General features: G+C 69.2%; 16 protein-coding genes. 4 read left to right on the top strand and 12 right to left on the bottom strand.

The window, feature by feature from the left end:
- Positions 1-895 (top strand): YaaC family protein (locus NYP07_RS17830; protein ID WP_268152847.1); only part of this gene is annotated, 895 nt, incomplete at its 5' end.
- Positions 896-1,059: 164 nt separating this feature from the next.
- Here NYP07_RS17830 and NYP07_RS17835 read toward each other — a convergent pair.
- Together NYP07_RS17835 and NYP07_RS17840 are read right to left on the bottom strand one after the other, a co-directional pair.
- On the bottom strand, positions 1,060-2,358 hold the full coding sequence (locus NYP07_RS17835; protein WP_268152849.1) for an ABC transporter permease: 1,299 nt from the start codon (positions 2,356-2,358) through the stop codon (positions 1,060-1,062).
- A 13-nt stretch (positions 2,359-2,371) separates the two neighbouring features.
- On the bottom strand, positions 2,372-3,301 hold the full coding sequence (locus NYP07_RS17840; RefSeq protein WP_268152851.1) for an ABC transporter ATP-binding protein: 930 nt from the start codon (positions 3,299-3,301) through the stop codon (positions 2,372-2,374).
- 110 nt (positions 3,302-3,411) lie between these two features.
- Between NYP07_RS17840 and NYP07_RS17845 the strand changes: the two genes are divergently transcribed.
- On the top strand, positions 3,412-4,329 hold the full coding sequence (locus NYP07_RS17845) for a lactate/malate family dehydrogenase (RefSeq protein WP_268152854.1): 918 nt from the start codon (positions 3,412-3,414) through the stop codon (positions 4,327-4,329).
- A 351-nt stretch (positions 4,330-4,680) separates the two neighbouring features.
- Positions 4,681-5,118, top strand: coding sequence for a hypothetical protein (locus tag NYP07_RS17850; RefSeq protein ID WP_268152856.1), 438 nt, complete (start codon positions 4,681-4,683; stop codon positions 5,116-5,118).
- Between the two features lie 12 nt (positions 5,119-5,130).
- On the opposite strand, the gene NYP07_RS17855 is transcribed toward NYP07_RS17850, so the two are convergent.
- The 9 genes from NYP07_RS17855 to NYP07_RS17895 form a co-directional block, all read right to left on the bottom strand.
- A complete protein-coding gene (locus tag NYP07_RS17855; RefSeq protein WP_268152858.1) occupies positions 5,131-6,213 on the bottom strand; it encodes a methyl-accepting chemotaxis protein in 1,083 nt (360 codons plus the stop codon).
- Positions 6,214-6,328: 115 nt separating this feature from the next.
- The gene (locus NYP07_RS17860; protein WP_268152860.1) at positions 6,329-7,471 is read right to left on the bottom strand and encodes an acyl-CoA dehydrogenase family protein; all 1,143 of its coding nucleotides are present in this window, start codon (positions 7,469-7,471) and stop codon (positions 6,329-6,331) included.
- A 35-nt stretch (positions 7,472-7,506) separates the two neighbouring features.
- Positions 7,507-8,172: an SDR family oxidoreductase gene (locus NYP07_RS17865; protein ID WP_268152862.1), complete on the bottom strand. Its 666-nt coding sequence runs from the start codon at positions 8,170-8,172 to the stop codon at positions 7,507-7,509.
- Positions 8,169-8,798, bottom strand: coding sequence for a LysE family translocator (locus tag NYP07_RS17870; protein ID WP_268152864.1), 630 nt, complete (start codon positions 8,796-8,798; stop codon positions 8,169-8,171). The genes NYP07_RS17865 and NYP07_RS17870 overlap by 4 nt, the downstream gene beginning before the upstream one ends.
- Before the next feature lie 11 nt (positions 8,799-8,809).
- Entirely contained in the window at positions 8,810-9,235 is a 426-nt protein-coding gene (locus NYP07_RS17875) for a type II toxin-antitoxin system VapC family toxin (protein ID WP_268152866.1), read from the bottom strand.
- Positions 9,232-9,471 carry an AbrB/MazE/SpoVT family DNA-binding domain-containing protein gene (locus tag NYP07_RS17880; protein ID WP_268152868.1) on the bottom strand — a complete coding sequence of 80 codons (240 nt, stop codon included), beginning with the start codon at positions 9,469-9,471 and terminating at the stop codon, positions 9,232-9,234. The genes NYP07_RS17875 and NYP07_RS17880 overlap by 4 nt, the downstream gene beginning before the upstream one ends.
- Before the next feature lie 27 nt (positions 9,472-9,498).
- Positions 9,499-10,305: an HNH endonuclease gene (locus NYP07_RS24065; protein WP_268152870.1), complete on the bottom strand. Its 807-nt coding sequence runs from the start codon at positions 10,303-10,305 to the stop codon at positions 9,499-9,501.
- Between the two features lie 7 nt (positions 10,306-10,312).
- The gene (locus tag NYP07_RS17890; protein ID WP_268152872.1) at positions 10,313-11,494 is read right to left on the bottom strand and encodes an acetyl-CoA C-acyltransferase; all 1,182 of its coding nucleotides are present in this window, start codon (positions 11,492-11,494) and stop codon (positions 10,313-10,315) included.
- Positions 11,495-11,609: 115 nt separating this feature from the next.
- Positions 11,610-12,458 carry an AraC family transcriptional regulator gene (locus NYP07_RS17895; protein WP_268152874.1) on the bottom strand — a complete coding sequence of 283 codons (849 nt, stop codon included), beginning with the start codon at positions 12,456-12,458 and terminating at the stop codon, positions 11,610-11,612.
- A 60-nt stretch (positions 12,459-12,518) separates the two neighbouring features.
- Between NYP07_RS17895 and NYP07_RS17900 the strand changes: the two genes are divergently transcribed.
- Entirely contained in the window at positions 12,519-13,898 is a 1,380-nt protein-coding gene (locus NYP07_RS17900) for a cytochrome P450 (RefSeq protein ID WP_268152876.1), read from the top strand.
- Here the strand turns inward: NYP07_RS17900 and NYP07_RS17905 are convergent.
- Positions 13,867-14,109: a DUF3297 family protein gene (locus tag NYP07_RS17905; protein WP_268152878.1), complete on the bottom strand. Its 243-nt coding sequence runs from the start codon at positions 14,107-14,109 to the stop codon at positions 13,867-13,869. The genes NYP07_RS17900 and NYP07_RS17905 overlap by 32 nt on opposite strands.
- Between the last annotated feature and the right edge of the window lie 99 nt (positions 14,110-14,208).

Raw genomic sequence — 14,208 nt, forward strand, 5'->3', positions numbered from 1 at the left:
GACCCGCCTCAAGAACTGCATGCGACAGGGCCGAGAACTTTATACGTCCGGCCTCGCGGGCAGCCTAATGGTCAAGCCGCTAAACTTCTTTTACGCACTGACAGCATACTCATACGTCGTTGTAATTCTCAACAATCCAATCAGATATTCGCTGGAGAATTTGCCAGGATCGCACGGCATCAACTACCTGCCCAACGATATCAAGACACAGTTTGGTGGCGACATGCCACAGGGTACCTTCAGCGATCTGTTCGCTGCATTCCCAACTACACAGGTCTTTGGCCGGCAAGTTGACTTTTTCCAAGACAACGAAGCGTCAATTCTGGCGTTTTTTAACAATCGCTACACTGCGTCGTGCGGGACGCTGCTAAGCATGATCCCTGAGATTCGGGAGTACTACACATTGGTCACTGGTCGACCATCTAGAACCTATCCACTAGAAATATCGACGACAAAGGATCCGAGAAACGTGAAGTGGGAGTTGCAAGTCGGAGATGGAGAGGCTCGTCCAGCTGCTGACGACGTTGCCCAGTCATTTCCTGGAGCAGATGTGAGCGAGCGGCACGGCAAGTTCGTTGTGACCTTTCCTATCGCAGACGCCCACAAATGCCGCGCGACGATTTATACAGATATTCGAGGTCGTTTCTGGTACATCGAAAATCCGTTCTTCCCTGTCGTCATGCCGGAGACATGTTTGCACTTTCTGCTTACCAATATTTTCAGCAACATCATGCGTTACTCGCCCGATCATTGGGGTGACGTTCTCTTGAATGAAGTGCGATCAGACATCTCCCTGATTACGAGAAAATACCTATCGGCGTTCGAGAACAAGTTCCCCGTTCTTCTGCTGCGCTCCATTTCAAAGTTCTTCCCGTACGTTTCGGCAGAGGGCTAACACAACCGGCCCGCTAAGGCACTCGTCGTAGCGGGCCGGCTAGCTTGAACGCTGAGCAATCGTTTCGGTGCAACCAAGTCACAGGCGCCGACGACCGCACTGGGTTGAAAACAGCCCGCCGCGAGGCCTGACACGGCCGACTGCTCTCAGCCCGAAGCCGCCCCTCACTCCTCCCACCTGAACCTCCAAACCGCCACCCCCGCGAACACCGCGCTGAAGCCCAGCATCACGGCGCTGGGCAGCAGGGCTGCCGTGAAGCCCTGGCCGCGCCAGGTCATCGCGTCCAGCGCGTCCACGGCCCAGCGCGTGGGCACGGCGAAGGACAGGGTCTGCAGCCAGTCCGGGAAGATGAAGGCCGGCACCCAGGCGCCGCCGAGCATGACCATCAGCAGCGTGGCCAGGATGGCGAGGCCGCGCGTGGCCTCGGGTGTGCGGCCCAGGGCCGCGACGAGCAGGCCGAAGCTGGCCGTCAGCAGCGCGAAGCAGACCAGCACCAGCACGAGGCCCGCCGGGCTGCCGAGCACGCGCACGCCGAAGCCGGCGATGGCGACCGCATAGAGCACCGCGAAGACGATCAGCGAGATCAGTGCGCTGGCGACGATGCGGCTGCCCAGCAGCTGGGCGCGCGACAAGGGCGCCGCGCGCAGCCGCTTCCACAGGCCCAGGCGGCGCATCAGCAGCAGGCCCAGGGCCATGTCGATGCCGGCCATCAGGATGAACTGCACGCCCATGCCGGCAAAGGAGTGGGCATAGCTGTTGTAGGCCACGGGCGCGGCATTGGCGCCGGACTGCACGGCCTCGATCTCGCGCGTCGTGTAGGGCAGGGACAGACCACCGGCCCGCGGCGCCGATGCGGCCTGGGCCTGGGGCTGGGCGGCCTCGCGCTGCTGCACGGCGGCGATGCCGTCGAACATGCGGGCCAGGGCGGCGCGGCGTTCGGGATCCAGGTCCCGGGCCTGCTCGACCTGCTGCTTCAGGTCGGCCAGCACGGGGCTGTTGGCGCCGAAGGTGGCGCGGCTGACTTCCTGCATCAGCGTCTGCGCGAGCAGGCCGCGCACGATGGCCAGCGCGCTGGCCTGCGAGGGGTCGTAGTGCAGCGCGATCTCGGGCTTGTCGGCGCCGCCGAACATCGCGCCGGGCGCCTGCCGGCCCAGGCCCCGCGGCAGGATGGCCACGGCGCGCAGCTTGCCCGCGCGCACCTGGGCCAGCGCGTCGGCCGCGTCGGTGACGGTGGTCTTGAGCGTGGCCTCGGCCTGCAGCGCGGCGACGACGCGCTGCGACAGCGGGCTGTGGTCCAGGTCGACGACGCCGACCGCGATGCCGGCCGGCTTGGACGAGCCGCCGAACAGGCTGTCGAAGAAGGCCGCGATGAGGATGGGCGCGACGATGCTCATCAGCACCGCGCGGCGGTTGGAAAAGTGCAGCTTGATCTCTGCACGGACGAGGGCGAGCAAGGCTTGCATGTCGGAGTCCTCTTCAGTCGCGGAGTGCGCGGCCGGTGAGTTGCAGGAAGACGTCTTCGAGCGTGGCGCGGGCCGAGGCCAGGCCGCGCACGGCGATGCCGCGCCGGGCCAGGGCCGCGAGCAGGGGGCCGGCATCGCTGCCGATGTCGCCGACGCTGATGTCCAGCCGCTGGCCGACGCGCTGCACGCCGGGCAGGCCGCTGAGCAGCGCGTCGTCGGGCTCGCCGTCGATCTCGACATGCAGGGTCTGCGCGGCCGGCAGCCGCGCGAAGAGCTGGGCCTGCGTGCCCTCGGCCACGACACGGCCGTGGTCGATGATGGTGATGCGATCGGCCAGGCGCTCGGCCTCTTCCATGTAGTGCGTCGTGTAGACCAGGGCCTTGCCCGCGCGCTTGAGCCTCACCAGGTTGTCGAAGATGGCGTTGCGGCTCTGCGGGTCGACGCCGGCCGTGGGCTCGTCGAGCAGCAGGATCTCGGGATCGTGCACCAGCGCGCAGGCGATGTTCAGCCGCCGCTTCATGCCGCCGGAGAAGGTGGCGGGCTTGTCGCGGGCGCGGTCGGCGAGGCCCACCATGTCCAGCACCTCGCCGGCGCGGCGCCTCAGCAGGGCCGGCGCCATGCCGTAGAGCGCGCCGAACAGCTCGACGTTCATGCGCGCCGGCAGTTCCTCGTACAGCGCGATGTCCTGCGGCACGAGGCCGATGCGGCGCTTGTAGCCGACCGCGTCGCTGGCGAGGCCGACGCCGCCGGACAGCGTGACCGTGCCCGCGTCCGGCACGGTCAGGCCGCAGATCATGCCCACCGTCGTCGACTTGCCCGCGCCATTGGGGCCGAGCAGGCCCAGCACCTCGCCCGCGCGCAGCACGAGGCCGACCTCCTGCACCGCCACCCTGTCGCCATAGGCCTTGCGCAGGCCCCGGGCCACCAGCACTTCGTCGCTCATGTCGCCGTCTCCCAGATTGAACCGGGGCGGATGCTAGGGCGGCGGCCCGGCTGCGCCGGCCAGCTTGCGACGAATCGACAGCGCCCGCCGCCAACGGCAATACTGGCGGCATGAAGGCAAGCATCGGCATCATCGGCACCGGCTGGGTCGGCACCAGCGTCGCGTTCTCGACGCTGCTGGCCGGCCATGCCGGCGAGCTCTGGCTGCACGACCTGCGCGCCGACGTGGCCGAGGGCGAGGCCATGGACCTGGCCGACGGCGCGGCCTTCTACCCGCGCTGCGCGGTCAGCGCCGTGCCGCTGGCCCGGATGCGCGAGGCCGACATCGTCGTGCTGGCCGCGGGCCGCAACGGCCGGCCGGACGAGAGCCGGCTGGACCTGCTGCGCGACAACGCCCGCGCCGCCGCCGGCTTCGGCCGGGCGCTGGCCGGCTTTGGCGGCATCGTCATCGTCGTGACCAACCCGGTGGACGTGCTGACCCGCGTGGTGGCCGAGGCCGGCGGCCTGCCGGTGGAGCGCGTCATCGGCACCGGCACGCTGCTGGACAGCGCGCGGCTGCGCGAGCGGCTGGCGGTGCGGCTGGGCCTGTCCACGCAGTCCGTGCATGCCCAGGTCGTCGGCGAGCATGGCGACTCGTCGGTGCCGCTGTGGTCGAGCGCGCGCGTCGGCGGCATGGCGCTGCGCGACTGGGCCGGCTGGCAGCCCGGCGATGAGGCGGCGCTCGGCCTGCAGGTGCGGCGCGCGGCCTACGAGGTCATCCGGCGCAAGGGCGCCACCAACCACGCCATCGGCCTGGTGACGGCCGAGCTGATCGGCTGCATCGTCAACGACGAGCACCGGCTGCTGCCGGTCAGCCGCGTGCAGGCCGGCGCCTGCGGCATCCACGGCGTGGCGCTGTCGCTGCCGGCGCTGGTGGGCGCGGGCGGCGCGCTGCAGGTCGTCGCGCCGACGCTGGACGCGGCCGAGCGCGACGCGCTGGCCGCATCCGCCGCCGTGCTGGGCGCGGCCTTCGGCTCGCTGGCCGGCTGAGCAGCCTAGATTCGGCAGTTGGGCGGGCCCGAGGGGCTGGCGAGGCGGCCGGCTGGCAAGGCGCGCCGACGAAGTGGGCTGCTGCCCACGAGGAGAAGCAACGCAGTCAGCGGGCCGAAACGCCAGACCAGCGGGCCTGCAGCGTTGCCCACCGAAGTGGTAACCGTCGCACCAGCGCCAAGGCCTTGATGCGACGAGACTTTCGATGAGTAGGAAGCGGTCAACTGCCGGATCTAGGCTGGGTGCATCCCCAGGCTTGTGGATGAGCGCCACGGCCGAGGCAACACCGCCACGGGCGTTCCTCTTAAAAGCTAGGGGGTCGAATTCCTCGACACCACAAAGGAGCCCCTCATGCGGAGACTGTCTACGATCCTCCTCGCGCTGACGCTGGCCGGTGCCGCGACCCTCGGCTGGGCGCAGGACACCAAGCCCTACAAGGAAGGCCCCGTCACCGAGGTCTCCTACATCAAGATCAAGCCGGGCCGCTTCGACGACTACATGCAGTTCCTGTCCACCACCTACCGGGCCAATATGGAGGCACAGAAGAAGGCCGGCCTGATCCTCGGCTACAAGATCTTCGGCAAGCAGGCCCGCACGCCGCAGGAGCCCGACCTGATCCTGGCCATCACCTACGCCAACATGGCCGCGCTGGACCGCATTGACGAGTCCGAGGCCGTCATGGCCAAGTTGCTGGGCAACACGGCGGCCCAGAACAAGGCGGCCATCGAGCGCGGCCCGATGCGCGAGGTGCTGGGCAGCGAACTGATCCGCGAGCTGGTGCTGAAGTAAGGCCGCCGTCGATCAGCGGGTGCGGAAGCTGCCGACCAGCTCGTTGAGCCGGTGGGCCTGGGACTTCAGGCTCTCGGCCGCCGCCGCGCCCTCTTCCACCAGCGCAGCGTTCTGCTGCATGGACTGGTCCAGCCGGTCCACCGAATCGGCTATCTCGCGCAGGCCGGCGCTCTGGGTGCGGGCCAGCTCGGTGGCGTCCTTGATCAGATGGGCCACGCGCTCGACGCTGCCCACCACCTCCTGCATCTGCGTGCCGGCATCGTTGACGAGGCGCGAGCCGGCGTCCACCTGCTCGACGCTGGCGCCGATCAGCGTCTTGATCTCCTTGGCCGCGCCGGCCGAGCGCTGGGCCAGGCTGCGCACCTCGGCCGCGACGACGGCGAAGCCGCGGCCCTGCTCGCCCGCGCGGGCCGCTTCCACGGCCGCGTTCAGCGCGAGGATATTGGTCTGGAAGGCGATGCCGTCGATGACGCCGATGATGTCGGCGATCTTGCGGCTGCTCTGGCTGACGCCATTCATCGCCTCCACCGCGTTCAGCACCACGGCGCCGCTCTGGCGGGCCTGGGCCGAGGTGGTCTGCGCCAGCGCGCTGGCCTCGCCCATGGCCTCGCTGCTGTGGCGGGCGGCCTCGGTCATCTGGCGCATGGAGCTGGCGGCCTGCTGCAGGTCGGCGCTGCCCTGCTCGGTGCGCTGGCTCAGGTCGAGGTTGCCGGCGGCGATCTCGCTGGCCGCCGTGTTGACCTGCTCGGCGCCGTCGCGCAGCGTGCCCATCATGTTGCGCAGCGTGTCCTGCAGCCGCACCAGGGCCGACATGCCGGCGCGGGCGCTGGAGTTGCCGCGCAGCACGATGTCCTCGCGCAGGTCGCCCTCGCTCATGCGGTGGGCGCCGCTGAGCAGGTCGCCGAGGAAGTCGCCGACGCTCTTCGCGCCGTCCAGGTAGACGAAGGCGATGGCCGCGCCGAGCAGCAGGCTGCCGCCGATCAGCCAGCCCGCCGGCATGCCGTAGAGCACGCCGCCGATGACCCAGGCCTGCAGCGCGAGGGACAGGCCCAGGTAGAGGGCCAGGCGCTGGGCAATGGACAGGTTGGCGAACATCGGGCTTGTCTCCTCTTGCGGGTGGTGCGCAGCAATGTAGCCCAGCGGGCTGCGCGGCGGCGTGGAGGTTTCACGCCAGAACCGCCCGCCGTTCGCACCGCGGCCGGGGTGATGCTCAGGCCAGCGCGCGGCCGATCAGGATCTTCTGCACCTCGCTCGTGCCCTCGTAGATCTGGGTCACGCGCACGTCGCGGTAGATGCGCTCGACGGGGAAGTCGCTGAGATAGCCGTAGCCGCCGTGGATCTGGATGGCCTCGGAGCAGACCTTCTCGGCCATCTCGCTGGCGAACAGCTTGGCCATGGCCGCCTCCTTCAGGCAGGGCCGGCCGGCGTCCTTCAGGCTGGCGGCATGCCAGATCAGCTGGCGCGCGGCCTCGATCTGCATGGCCATCTCGGCCAGCTTGAACTGCACCGCCTGGTGGTTGAAGATGGGCTCGCCGAAGGTGACCCGCTCCTTGCTGTAGCGCAGCGCCGCCTCGAAGGCCGCGCGCGCCATGCCCACCGACTGCGACGCGATGCCGATGCGCCCGCCCTCCAGGCCCGACAGCGCGATCTTCAGGCCCTGGCCCTCGTCGCCGAGGCGGTTGGCGGCCGGCACGCGGCAGTTCTCGAACAGGATCTGCGCCGTGTCGCTGCTGTGCTGGCCCATCTTCTCCTCGATGCGCGCGACCGTGTAGCCGGGCGTGTCCGTCGGCACGAGAAAGGCGCTGATGCCCTTCTTGCCGGCGGTCCTGTCCGTCACGGCCATCACGATGGCCACGTCACCATGCTTGCCGCTGGTGATGAACTGCTTGACGCCGTTCAGCACATAGTCGTCGCCATCGCCATCATTGACACGTTGGGCCGTCGTGCGCAGGCCGCCGGCCTCGGAGCCGACATGGGGCTCCGTCAGGCAGAAGGCGCCCAGCATGTCGCCGCGCGCCAGCGGCTTCAGGAAGCGTTCCTTCTGCGCGTCGTTGGCGAAGGCCATCAGGATGGAGCAGACCGGGCAGTTGTTGACGCTGACCACCGTGCTCGTGCCACCGTCGCCGGCCGCGATCTCCTCGAGGATGACGGACAGCGCGAGATAGTCCAGGCCCGCGCCGTCCCACTCGGTGGGCACGGCGACGCCATAGCAGCCCAGCGCGGCCAGGCCCTTGAGCTGCTCGGCGGGGAAGTGATGGTTCTTGTCCCAGGCCGCCGCATGGGGGGCGATCTCGGCCTGCACGAAGGCGCGGATGGCGTCCTGGACGGCCAGGTGGTCGTCGCTCAACAGCATGGAGGTCTCCTGTTCTTGTTGTGGGAGGCGCGACGTCAGAAGTCCAGCCGCTGCCCGTCGTAGTTGAAGAAGCTGCCGGTGTCGGCCGGCTTCACGCTGGCCAGCACGGTGCGCATGCCGGCGATGCTGGTGGGCGCGTCGATGTCGGCGCCGCTGCCGCCCATGTCGGTGCGCACCCAGCCAGGGTGGAAGCTGATGACGGTGGCCTTGGCCGCGAGGGCCAGCGACGCGTCCTTCATGACCGAGTTCAGCGCCGCCTTGGATGCGCGGTAGAGCCAGCCGCTGCTGCCGGTGCGCAGGCCGATGGAGCCCATGCGCGACGAAATCAGCGCCACGCGGGCGCCGTCGGCGAGGTGGTCGGCGACCTGGGGCAGCAGGCGCATGGGGCCGAGCACATTGGTGCGCATGACGGCATCGAAATCGGCCTCGGTGGGCGTCTGCAGCGCATCGGCGCGCGGCCCGAACACGCCGGCGTTGACGACGACGACGTCGAAGCGCTCGCCGTCGATCTGCCAGGCCAGGCCGGATGCGCTGGCCGCGTCGGCGACGTCCAGCCTCAGCGGCCTGGCGCCGAGCTCGGCGATGCGCTGCTCGCCGGCATCGTCGCGCGCCGTCGCGGTGACGCGTGCGCCCGCGGCGCGATACTGGCGCACGAATTCCAGGCCCAGGCCGCGCGAGGCGCCGACGATGAGGACGTTCATGGCTTGGTCAGTGCCAGCTTGGCCGCCAGCACGGTGAAGAGGCCGGCGCCGCCGAGGTTGAGGCCGCGCCCGACCCAGGGCCGCGGCCGGCTGCGGCGCAAGGGGGTCACCAGCGCGACCAGCACGAGCAGGAAGGCCAGACCCTGCACGATGAACCAGGCCCCGAGGAAGAGGAAGGCCAGCGTCTTGTCCGGCGCATCAACTGCGATGAACTGCGGCAGCAGGGCCAGGAAGAACAGCGCCACCTTGGGGTTGAGCGCATTCGTGAAGAAGCCCTGGCGGGCCGTGCGCCACGGCGAGGTCGGCGCGGCGATCTCGGCCGCGGCGGAGGCCGGCCTCAGCCCAGCGCGCGCCATGCCCCAGGCGACGTAGAGCAGATAGGCGGCACCGACGAGCTTGACGGCCGTGAAGGCCTCGGCCGACGTGGCCAGCAGCGCCGCCAGGCCGAAGGCCGCCGCCAGCGTGTGCAGCACGCAGCCGGCCATGATGCCGAGGGCCGCTGCCACGCCCTGGCGCCAGCCGCCCCGCAGCGTGCTGGCGACCGCATAGGCCATGTCGACGCCGGGCGTGGCGTTCAGGATGAAGACCGTGGCGGCGAAGAGGGGGAGGTCGTGGGTGCCAAGCATGGTGACGGCAGTCAGACAGGAATGTAGATGCGAGGCACCAACGCCCGAGCTTGAGCACGGCGGGCGAAGCGGCGGTCGTCGAAGGTGGCAACGCTCTCGCAGTCGCGGTAACTGACGTGGTGCAGGGCATCCGCGAAGTCGAAGCCATCCAGCAGCATGTCAACCGCAGCCGACACCCGTTCGCGGTCCTCGATGCGTACCTGAGGCAGCGCCAGCAGATGCAGCATGGCAGCACCAACGTCGCGGCGCTCCAACTCGTAGTGCCCCCGTAGCACCCACTCGAATTCCAGCAAAACCGTTTTGGCCACAGCCAGTGGGCGGCCTGACTCGATCAGCCTCCGGGCGGCCTCTCGTTGTTTCTGGGTCACCGCATCGGCGTCGTCTTCGACGAAATATCTCGCCAGCACATTGGTGTCGAGGCCAACGCAGTCCCTCACCTGGAACCTCGCAGCAACTGAGCCGCGTCAAAGTCAGCTGCCACGGGCTTGCGTTTGGACTTGAGCATTCCAAATCCTTGGGTGTTCAGGTCGCCCGGTCGGTGTGCGACCGCCAATTCGACACGATCCTCCAACACTCGAAACTCGACGCGACTGCCCTGGCGCAAGCCGAGCTTGCGGCGGATCTCGACGGGAATGGTGACTTGGCCTTTGAGGGTCACGGCGGCGGTGGTCATGCGACGCTCCTTACTTGGTAATGAAGACTAGCACAAGCCAATTCCCGACGGGCTCGCCTGGGAGAGGTGCAGTCCGCTCAACATCGCCCTGACTTCAACCAGCGAGTAGGCGGGCGTCCGCGAATGAATGACGGCGTGGCAGTTCGGGCAGACAGGCTTCAAGTCGGCAACGGGGTCGACCTCATGCTCGCCTTCGCGCGTGGACAGTTGAACTTCGTGGTGGACGTGAATCAGCTCAAGCGGCAGGCCGCAGTAAGTCTGCTTCAAGTTGGTTCCGCAAACTTGGCAGTCGAAACCGTAATGCGCCAGACATGCTTGGCGGGCCTTGGCGGAGCGCTCGAGGCGCTGCATGGACACATCCCGAAGCGCTCCCTCGACGAATCGGTCACCACTCTCGACCATCAGCAGGTCTTCGTCGGCCGCAAGACCATGGTCCTGAAAGAGGACTCGAAGCGCCAGCGTGGGGTTCGTGATGATCAGGTAGGTGGTTGTCCTTCCACCCCGACGCACCTGATGCGTTGTGAAATCAGCTGGCGCACAGCCGTACCGGGAACAAAACGCTGGCACAAGGCTGTCCACGAATTCAGACGGGCAACCATTGCTCGCCTTTCCACGCCAATCCGAAAACCTGTAGCCAACCACCCCACCTCGGCCAATGACGGTCTGATTGATATAGCCGCAGCGCTCCCCGCCACGAATCAAGTTGACGGTGAGGCCCGAAAATCTTTCACTGGCCTCTGCTGCGAATCCGTGCCGTGCAAGGATCGCGAGCAGGCTACCTGCGCGAGACGGCAGCTCACGGCCCACGTAGCCCTGCACAAGCACGACAGCCACCCAGGCCTCAAAACATTTCCACCGCCAGGGCCGTGGCTTCGCCGCCGCCGATGCACAGCGCCGCCATGCCGCGCTTGAGGCCGCGCTGCTTCAGCGCGCCCAGCAGCGTGACGACGATGCGCGCGCCGCTGGCGCCGATGGGGTGGCCCAGCGCCACGGCGCCGCCGTTCACGTTGACGATGTCGTGCGGCAGCTTGAACTCGGCCATCGCGGCCATCGTGACGGCGGCGAAGGCCTCGTTGACTTCCCACAGGTCGACTTGGGCCGCCTGCCAGCCGGCCTTGGCCAGCGCCTTCTGGATGGCGCCGACCGGGGCGGTCGTGAACCAGTCGGGCGCCTGGGCGTGCACCGCATGGCTGGCGATGCGGGCGATGGGCGCGAGGCCGCGCGCCCTGGCCGTGCTCTCGCGCATCAGCACCAGCGCGGCGGCGCCGTCGGAAATGCTGGACGAGGTGGCCGCCGTGATGGCGCCGTCCTTCTTGAACGCGGGCTTGAGCGTCGGGATCTTGTCGAGCTTGGCCTTGAAGGGCTGCTCGTCGAACTTGATGACGGTGTCGCCCTTGGGGCTGGACAGCGTCACGGGCGCCATCTCCCAGTCGAAGCTGCCGTTCTCGTTGGCGGCCTTGGCGCGCTGCGTGGACGAGATGGCGTACTGGTCCATGGCCTCGCGCGTGAAGGCGTACTTGGCCACGCACTGCTCGGCGAACACGCCCATGGCCTTGCCGCGCTCATAGGCGTCTTCCAGACCGTCCAGGGCCATGTGGTCGTAGACGGCGCTGGCGCCGTACTTGATGCCCTTGCGCGCGAACAACATCAGGTGGGGCGCATTGGTCATGCTCTCCATGCCGCCGGCGACCATGACCTCGGCGCTGCCGGCCGCCAGCATGTCGTGGGCGAACATCATCGCGCGCATGCCGGAGCCGCACATCTTGCTCAGCGTGACGGCACCGGCCGAGTCCGGCAGGCCGGCGCGGCGCATGGCCTGGCGGGCGGGGGCCTGGCCCTGGCCGGCCATCAGGCAGTTGCCCATCAGCACCTCGTCGACGGCATCGCCGGGCACGCCGGCGCGCTCGACCGCGGCCTTGATCGCGACGGCGCCCAGTTCCCAGCCGGCCAGGCCGGCGAAATCACCCAGCAGGCCGCCGATGGGCGTGCGGGCAGCGGACACGATGACGATGGGGTCGGACATGGCAATACTCCGTGGGTCGTTCAGATGCGCCATTTTGCGCGATCAATTGACGTTCGCGTCAATTGCGACGCAATGCCTTGGCCGGCCGGACGGGTTTCAATGCCCGCAGGGCCACTCAACGCCACAGCCGGTAGGCCCAGAAGGCCTCCTCGGCCTGCATGCGGCGGCGCAGTTCCTCGGGGCTGAAACCGGTCAGGCGGCGCGTCTCGCGGCACAGATGGCTCTGGTCGGCGTAATCGGTCTCGGCAGCGATGTCGGCCCAGTTGAAGCCGGGCCGGCCGTCGGCCGCGGCCACCGCATGGAAGGCCCGCTCGGCACGCGACACGGCGCGCAGTTCGCGCAGCGGCAGGCCGGCCCAGGCCTTGATGCGGCGCTCCAGTTGGCGCAGGCTGCGGCCGGCGGCGCTCGTTGCGGCGCGCACGGCCAGGGCCTCGGTCCAGTCGGCGTAGCGGTGGCCGGGTCGCTGGGCGCCCAGCGCCTGCCAGCGCGGCTGCAAAAAACCCTCGACGAGGCCCAGTCGCGCCGCGTCGTCGGCCGCGCCGGCAACGGCCTCGGCCCAGGCCAGCCAGTCGGGCGGCAGCCGCCTGTTCGCATCGACGACCTGGTTGACGAGGCGATCCACCGCGACGCCCGTCAGCGCCGTGAACGCATCCGGCAGCAGCAGCAACTTGAAGGCGCACATCTCGCCCGGGTTGCGCGTGTGCGTGGGCAGCGTGAAGGGCCCGGCGAACAGCAGGCTGGCATGCCGGCGCTCGGCCGGCGGCGGCGAGAAGCCCAGCGTCGCGAGCCACTCGCTGCTGCCGGCGATCCACCAGAACAGCGCGACCAGCGGCGTCGCGGGGAAGTAGTTCTCGCGCTGCACGGCATCCAGCCCGCGGCCGCGCGTGTCGCGCAGCATCACGCCGCGCACGCAGCCGGCCAGGGCCAGCGGCGGCAGCCAGAGCCGGGTGCCCGCGTCGTCCATGCCGGTCAGTGTCGCATTCGTTCAAGACCGCAGCCGCCGCGCAAGCGCAGCATGGCGGCCATGACAAGCCTGAGCTGGAACGACCTGCCCGCCCACCCCGACCGCTGGTGGGGCCTGCCCGTGCTCGCCGCGATGCGGCGCGACTACCTCGCCGTCATCGCGCGGCAGCAGCCGCTGGGCGACCTCGTCGGCCAGCGCATCCTGGCCGAACGCGGCGTCGACGTGTTCGACCCCGAGCTGCTGCGCGAGGTCATGGTCGAGCATGCCGACGCGCTGGTGCGCTGGGAGCGCGGGCCCGAGGTGTTCGAAGAGCTGATGGGCCAGTCCGTCCTCGTCACCGAGGGCGCGACCTGGCAACGCCAGCGCCGCATGCTGATGCAGGCCTTCACGCCCCGGCGCGTGGCCGGCTATGCGGCGCTGATGACCGAGGCCGCCGTGGCCGGGCTGGACGCGGTGCGCGGCGGCGAGGTCGCGATGGACGGCCTGTTCAGCCATCTGACGATGGACGTCATCTCGCGCACGCTGTTCAGCACGCCCATCGGCGACGACACCGCGGTGGCGGCCCACGCGGTGCAGGTGCTCAGCGAGACGGCCCTGGCCGAGATGTTCTGGCCCTTCACGCTGCCGGACTGGCTGCCCCTGCCCGGCAAGGCCGCCAAGCGCCGCGCGCAGCGGCTGATGCACGGCCTGCTGGCCGGCCACATCGCCGCGCGGCGCCAGTCATTGCAGACCGGGGGCGAGAGCCGCAGCGACCTGCTCGGCATGCTGATGACTCTGCGCGACGAGGCCAGCGGCGAGGCCCTGTCGGCGCAGGAGGTCTACGACCAGTGCATGGTGAGTTTCCAGGCCGGCCACGAGACCAGCGCGACGGCCCTGCTGTGGTGGAGCTGGCTGCTGGCCGCCCACCCCGAGGCCCAGGCGCGGGCGCGGGCCGAGGTCGACGCCGTGCTGGGCGGCCGCGTGCCGACGGCCGACGACGCGGGCGCCCTGCCCTTGCTGTCGGCGACGCTGAAGGAGGCGATGCGCCTCTACCCGCCGGTGGCCGCCATGCTGACGCGGCGGCTGACGCGCGACATCACGCTGGGCGGCGTGCGGCTGCCGGCGCGCACGCTGATCCGCGTGACGCCCTGGCTGCTGCACCGCGACCCGCGCTGGTGGCCGCACGAGCCCGAGGGCTTCCGGCCGGAGCGCTTCATGCCCGATGCCCCTGACGAGATCCCGCGCGGCGCCTACATCCCCTTCGGCCTCGGGCCGCGGGTCTGCCTGGGCCAGCATTTCGCGGTGCTGGAGATGACGCTGATCGCGGCGCTGCTGCTGCAGCGCTTCGAGCTGAGTCCCGTCGGGCACGCGGCGCCCAAGCCGCGCATGGCGGTCACGCTGCGGCCCGAGGGCGGGCTGAGCCTGCGGCTCAGCGGTAGAAGGCCTCGACCTGGCCCTTGAGCTTGATCGTCAGCGGGCGGCCCTTGCGGTCCAGCGTCTTGCCGGCGGGCACCTTGATCCAGCCTTCGCTGATGCAGTATTCCTCGACGTCGCTGCGCTCCTTGCCGTTGAAGCGGATGCCGATGTCGTGCTCGAACACGGCGGCGACGTGGTGGGGGCTGCGCGGGTCGACGCTGAGATGGTCGGGCAGTTCGGGGCGGGGTTCGGTCATGGTGCTGCGGGTCTGAAACCTGTTGAGGCGACATTGTGGCCGTGCCTGCTGACAGGTCCTGTCGCAGCCGGCGCCGAGCATGGCGGTGCTCACCCACAC

The sequence above is a fragment of the Pelomonas aquatica genome (genome assembly GCF_026712205.1).
GTDB lineage: Bacteria > Pseudomonadota > Gammaproteobacteria > Burkholderiales > Burkholderiaceae_C > Pelomonas > Pelomonas aquatica.

Coding starts and splice junctions, on each gene's coding strand:
- NYP07_RS17855 (WP_268152858.1), bottom strand. CDS start 6,213: ATGTTCGCCAACCTGTCCATTGCCCAGCGCCTGGCCCTCTACCTGGGC.
- NYP07_RS17845 (WP_268152854.1), top strand. CDS start 3,412: ATGAAGGCAAGCATCGGCATCATCGGCACCGGCTGGGTCGGCACCAGC.
- NYP07_RS17860 (WP_268152860.1), bottom strand. CDS start 7,471: ATGCTGTTGAGCGACGACCACCTGGCCGTCCAGGACGCCATCCGCGCC.
- NYP07_RS17880 (WP_268152868.1), bottom strand. CDS start 9,471: ATGACCACCGCCGCCGTGACCCTCAAAGGCCAAGTCACCATTCCCGTC.
- NYP07_RS17850 (WP_268152856.1), top strand. CDS start 4,681: ATGCGGAGACTGTCTACGATCCTCCTCGCGCTGACGCTGGCCGGTGCC.
- NYP07_RS17840 (WP_268152851.1), bottom strand. CDS start 3,301: ATGAGCGACGAAGTGCTGGTGGCCCGGGGCCTGCGCAAGGCCTATGGC.
- NYP07_RS17870 (WP_268152864.1), bottom strand. CDS start 8,798: ATGCTTGGCACCCACGACCTCCCCCTCTTCGCCGCCACGGTCTTCATC.
- NYP07_RS17905 (WP_268152878.1), bottom strand. CDS start 14,109: ATGACCGAACCCCGCCCCGAACTGCCCGACCATCTCAGCGTCGACCCG.
- NYP07_RS17895 (WP_268152874.1), bottom strand. CDS start 12,458: ATGGACGACGCGGGCACCCGGCTCTGGCTGCCGCCGCTGGCCCTGGCC.
- NYP07_RS17890 (WP_268152872.1), bottom strand. CDS start 11,494: ATGTCCGACCCCATCGTCATCGTGTCCGCTGCCCGCACGCCCATCGGC.
- NYP07_RS17835 (WP_268152849.1), bottom strand. CDS start 2,358: ATGCAAGCCTTGCTCGCCCTCGTCCGTGCAGAGATCAAGCTGCACTTT.
- NYP07_RS17865 (WP_268152862.1), bottom strand. CDS start 8,172: ATGAACGTCCTCATCGTCGGCGCCTCGCGCGGCCTGGGCCTGGAATTC.
- NYP07_RS17900 (WP_268152876.1), top strand. CDS start 12,519: ATGACAAGCCTGAGCTGGAACGACCTGCCCGCCCACCCCGACCGCTGG.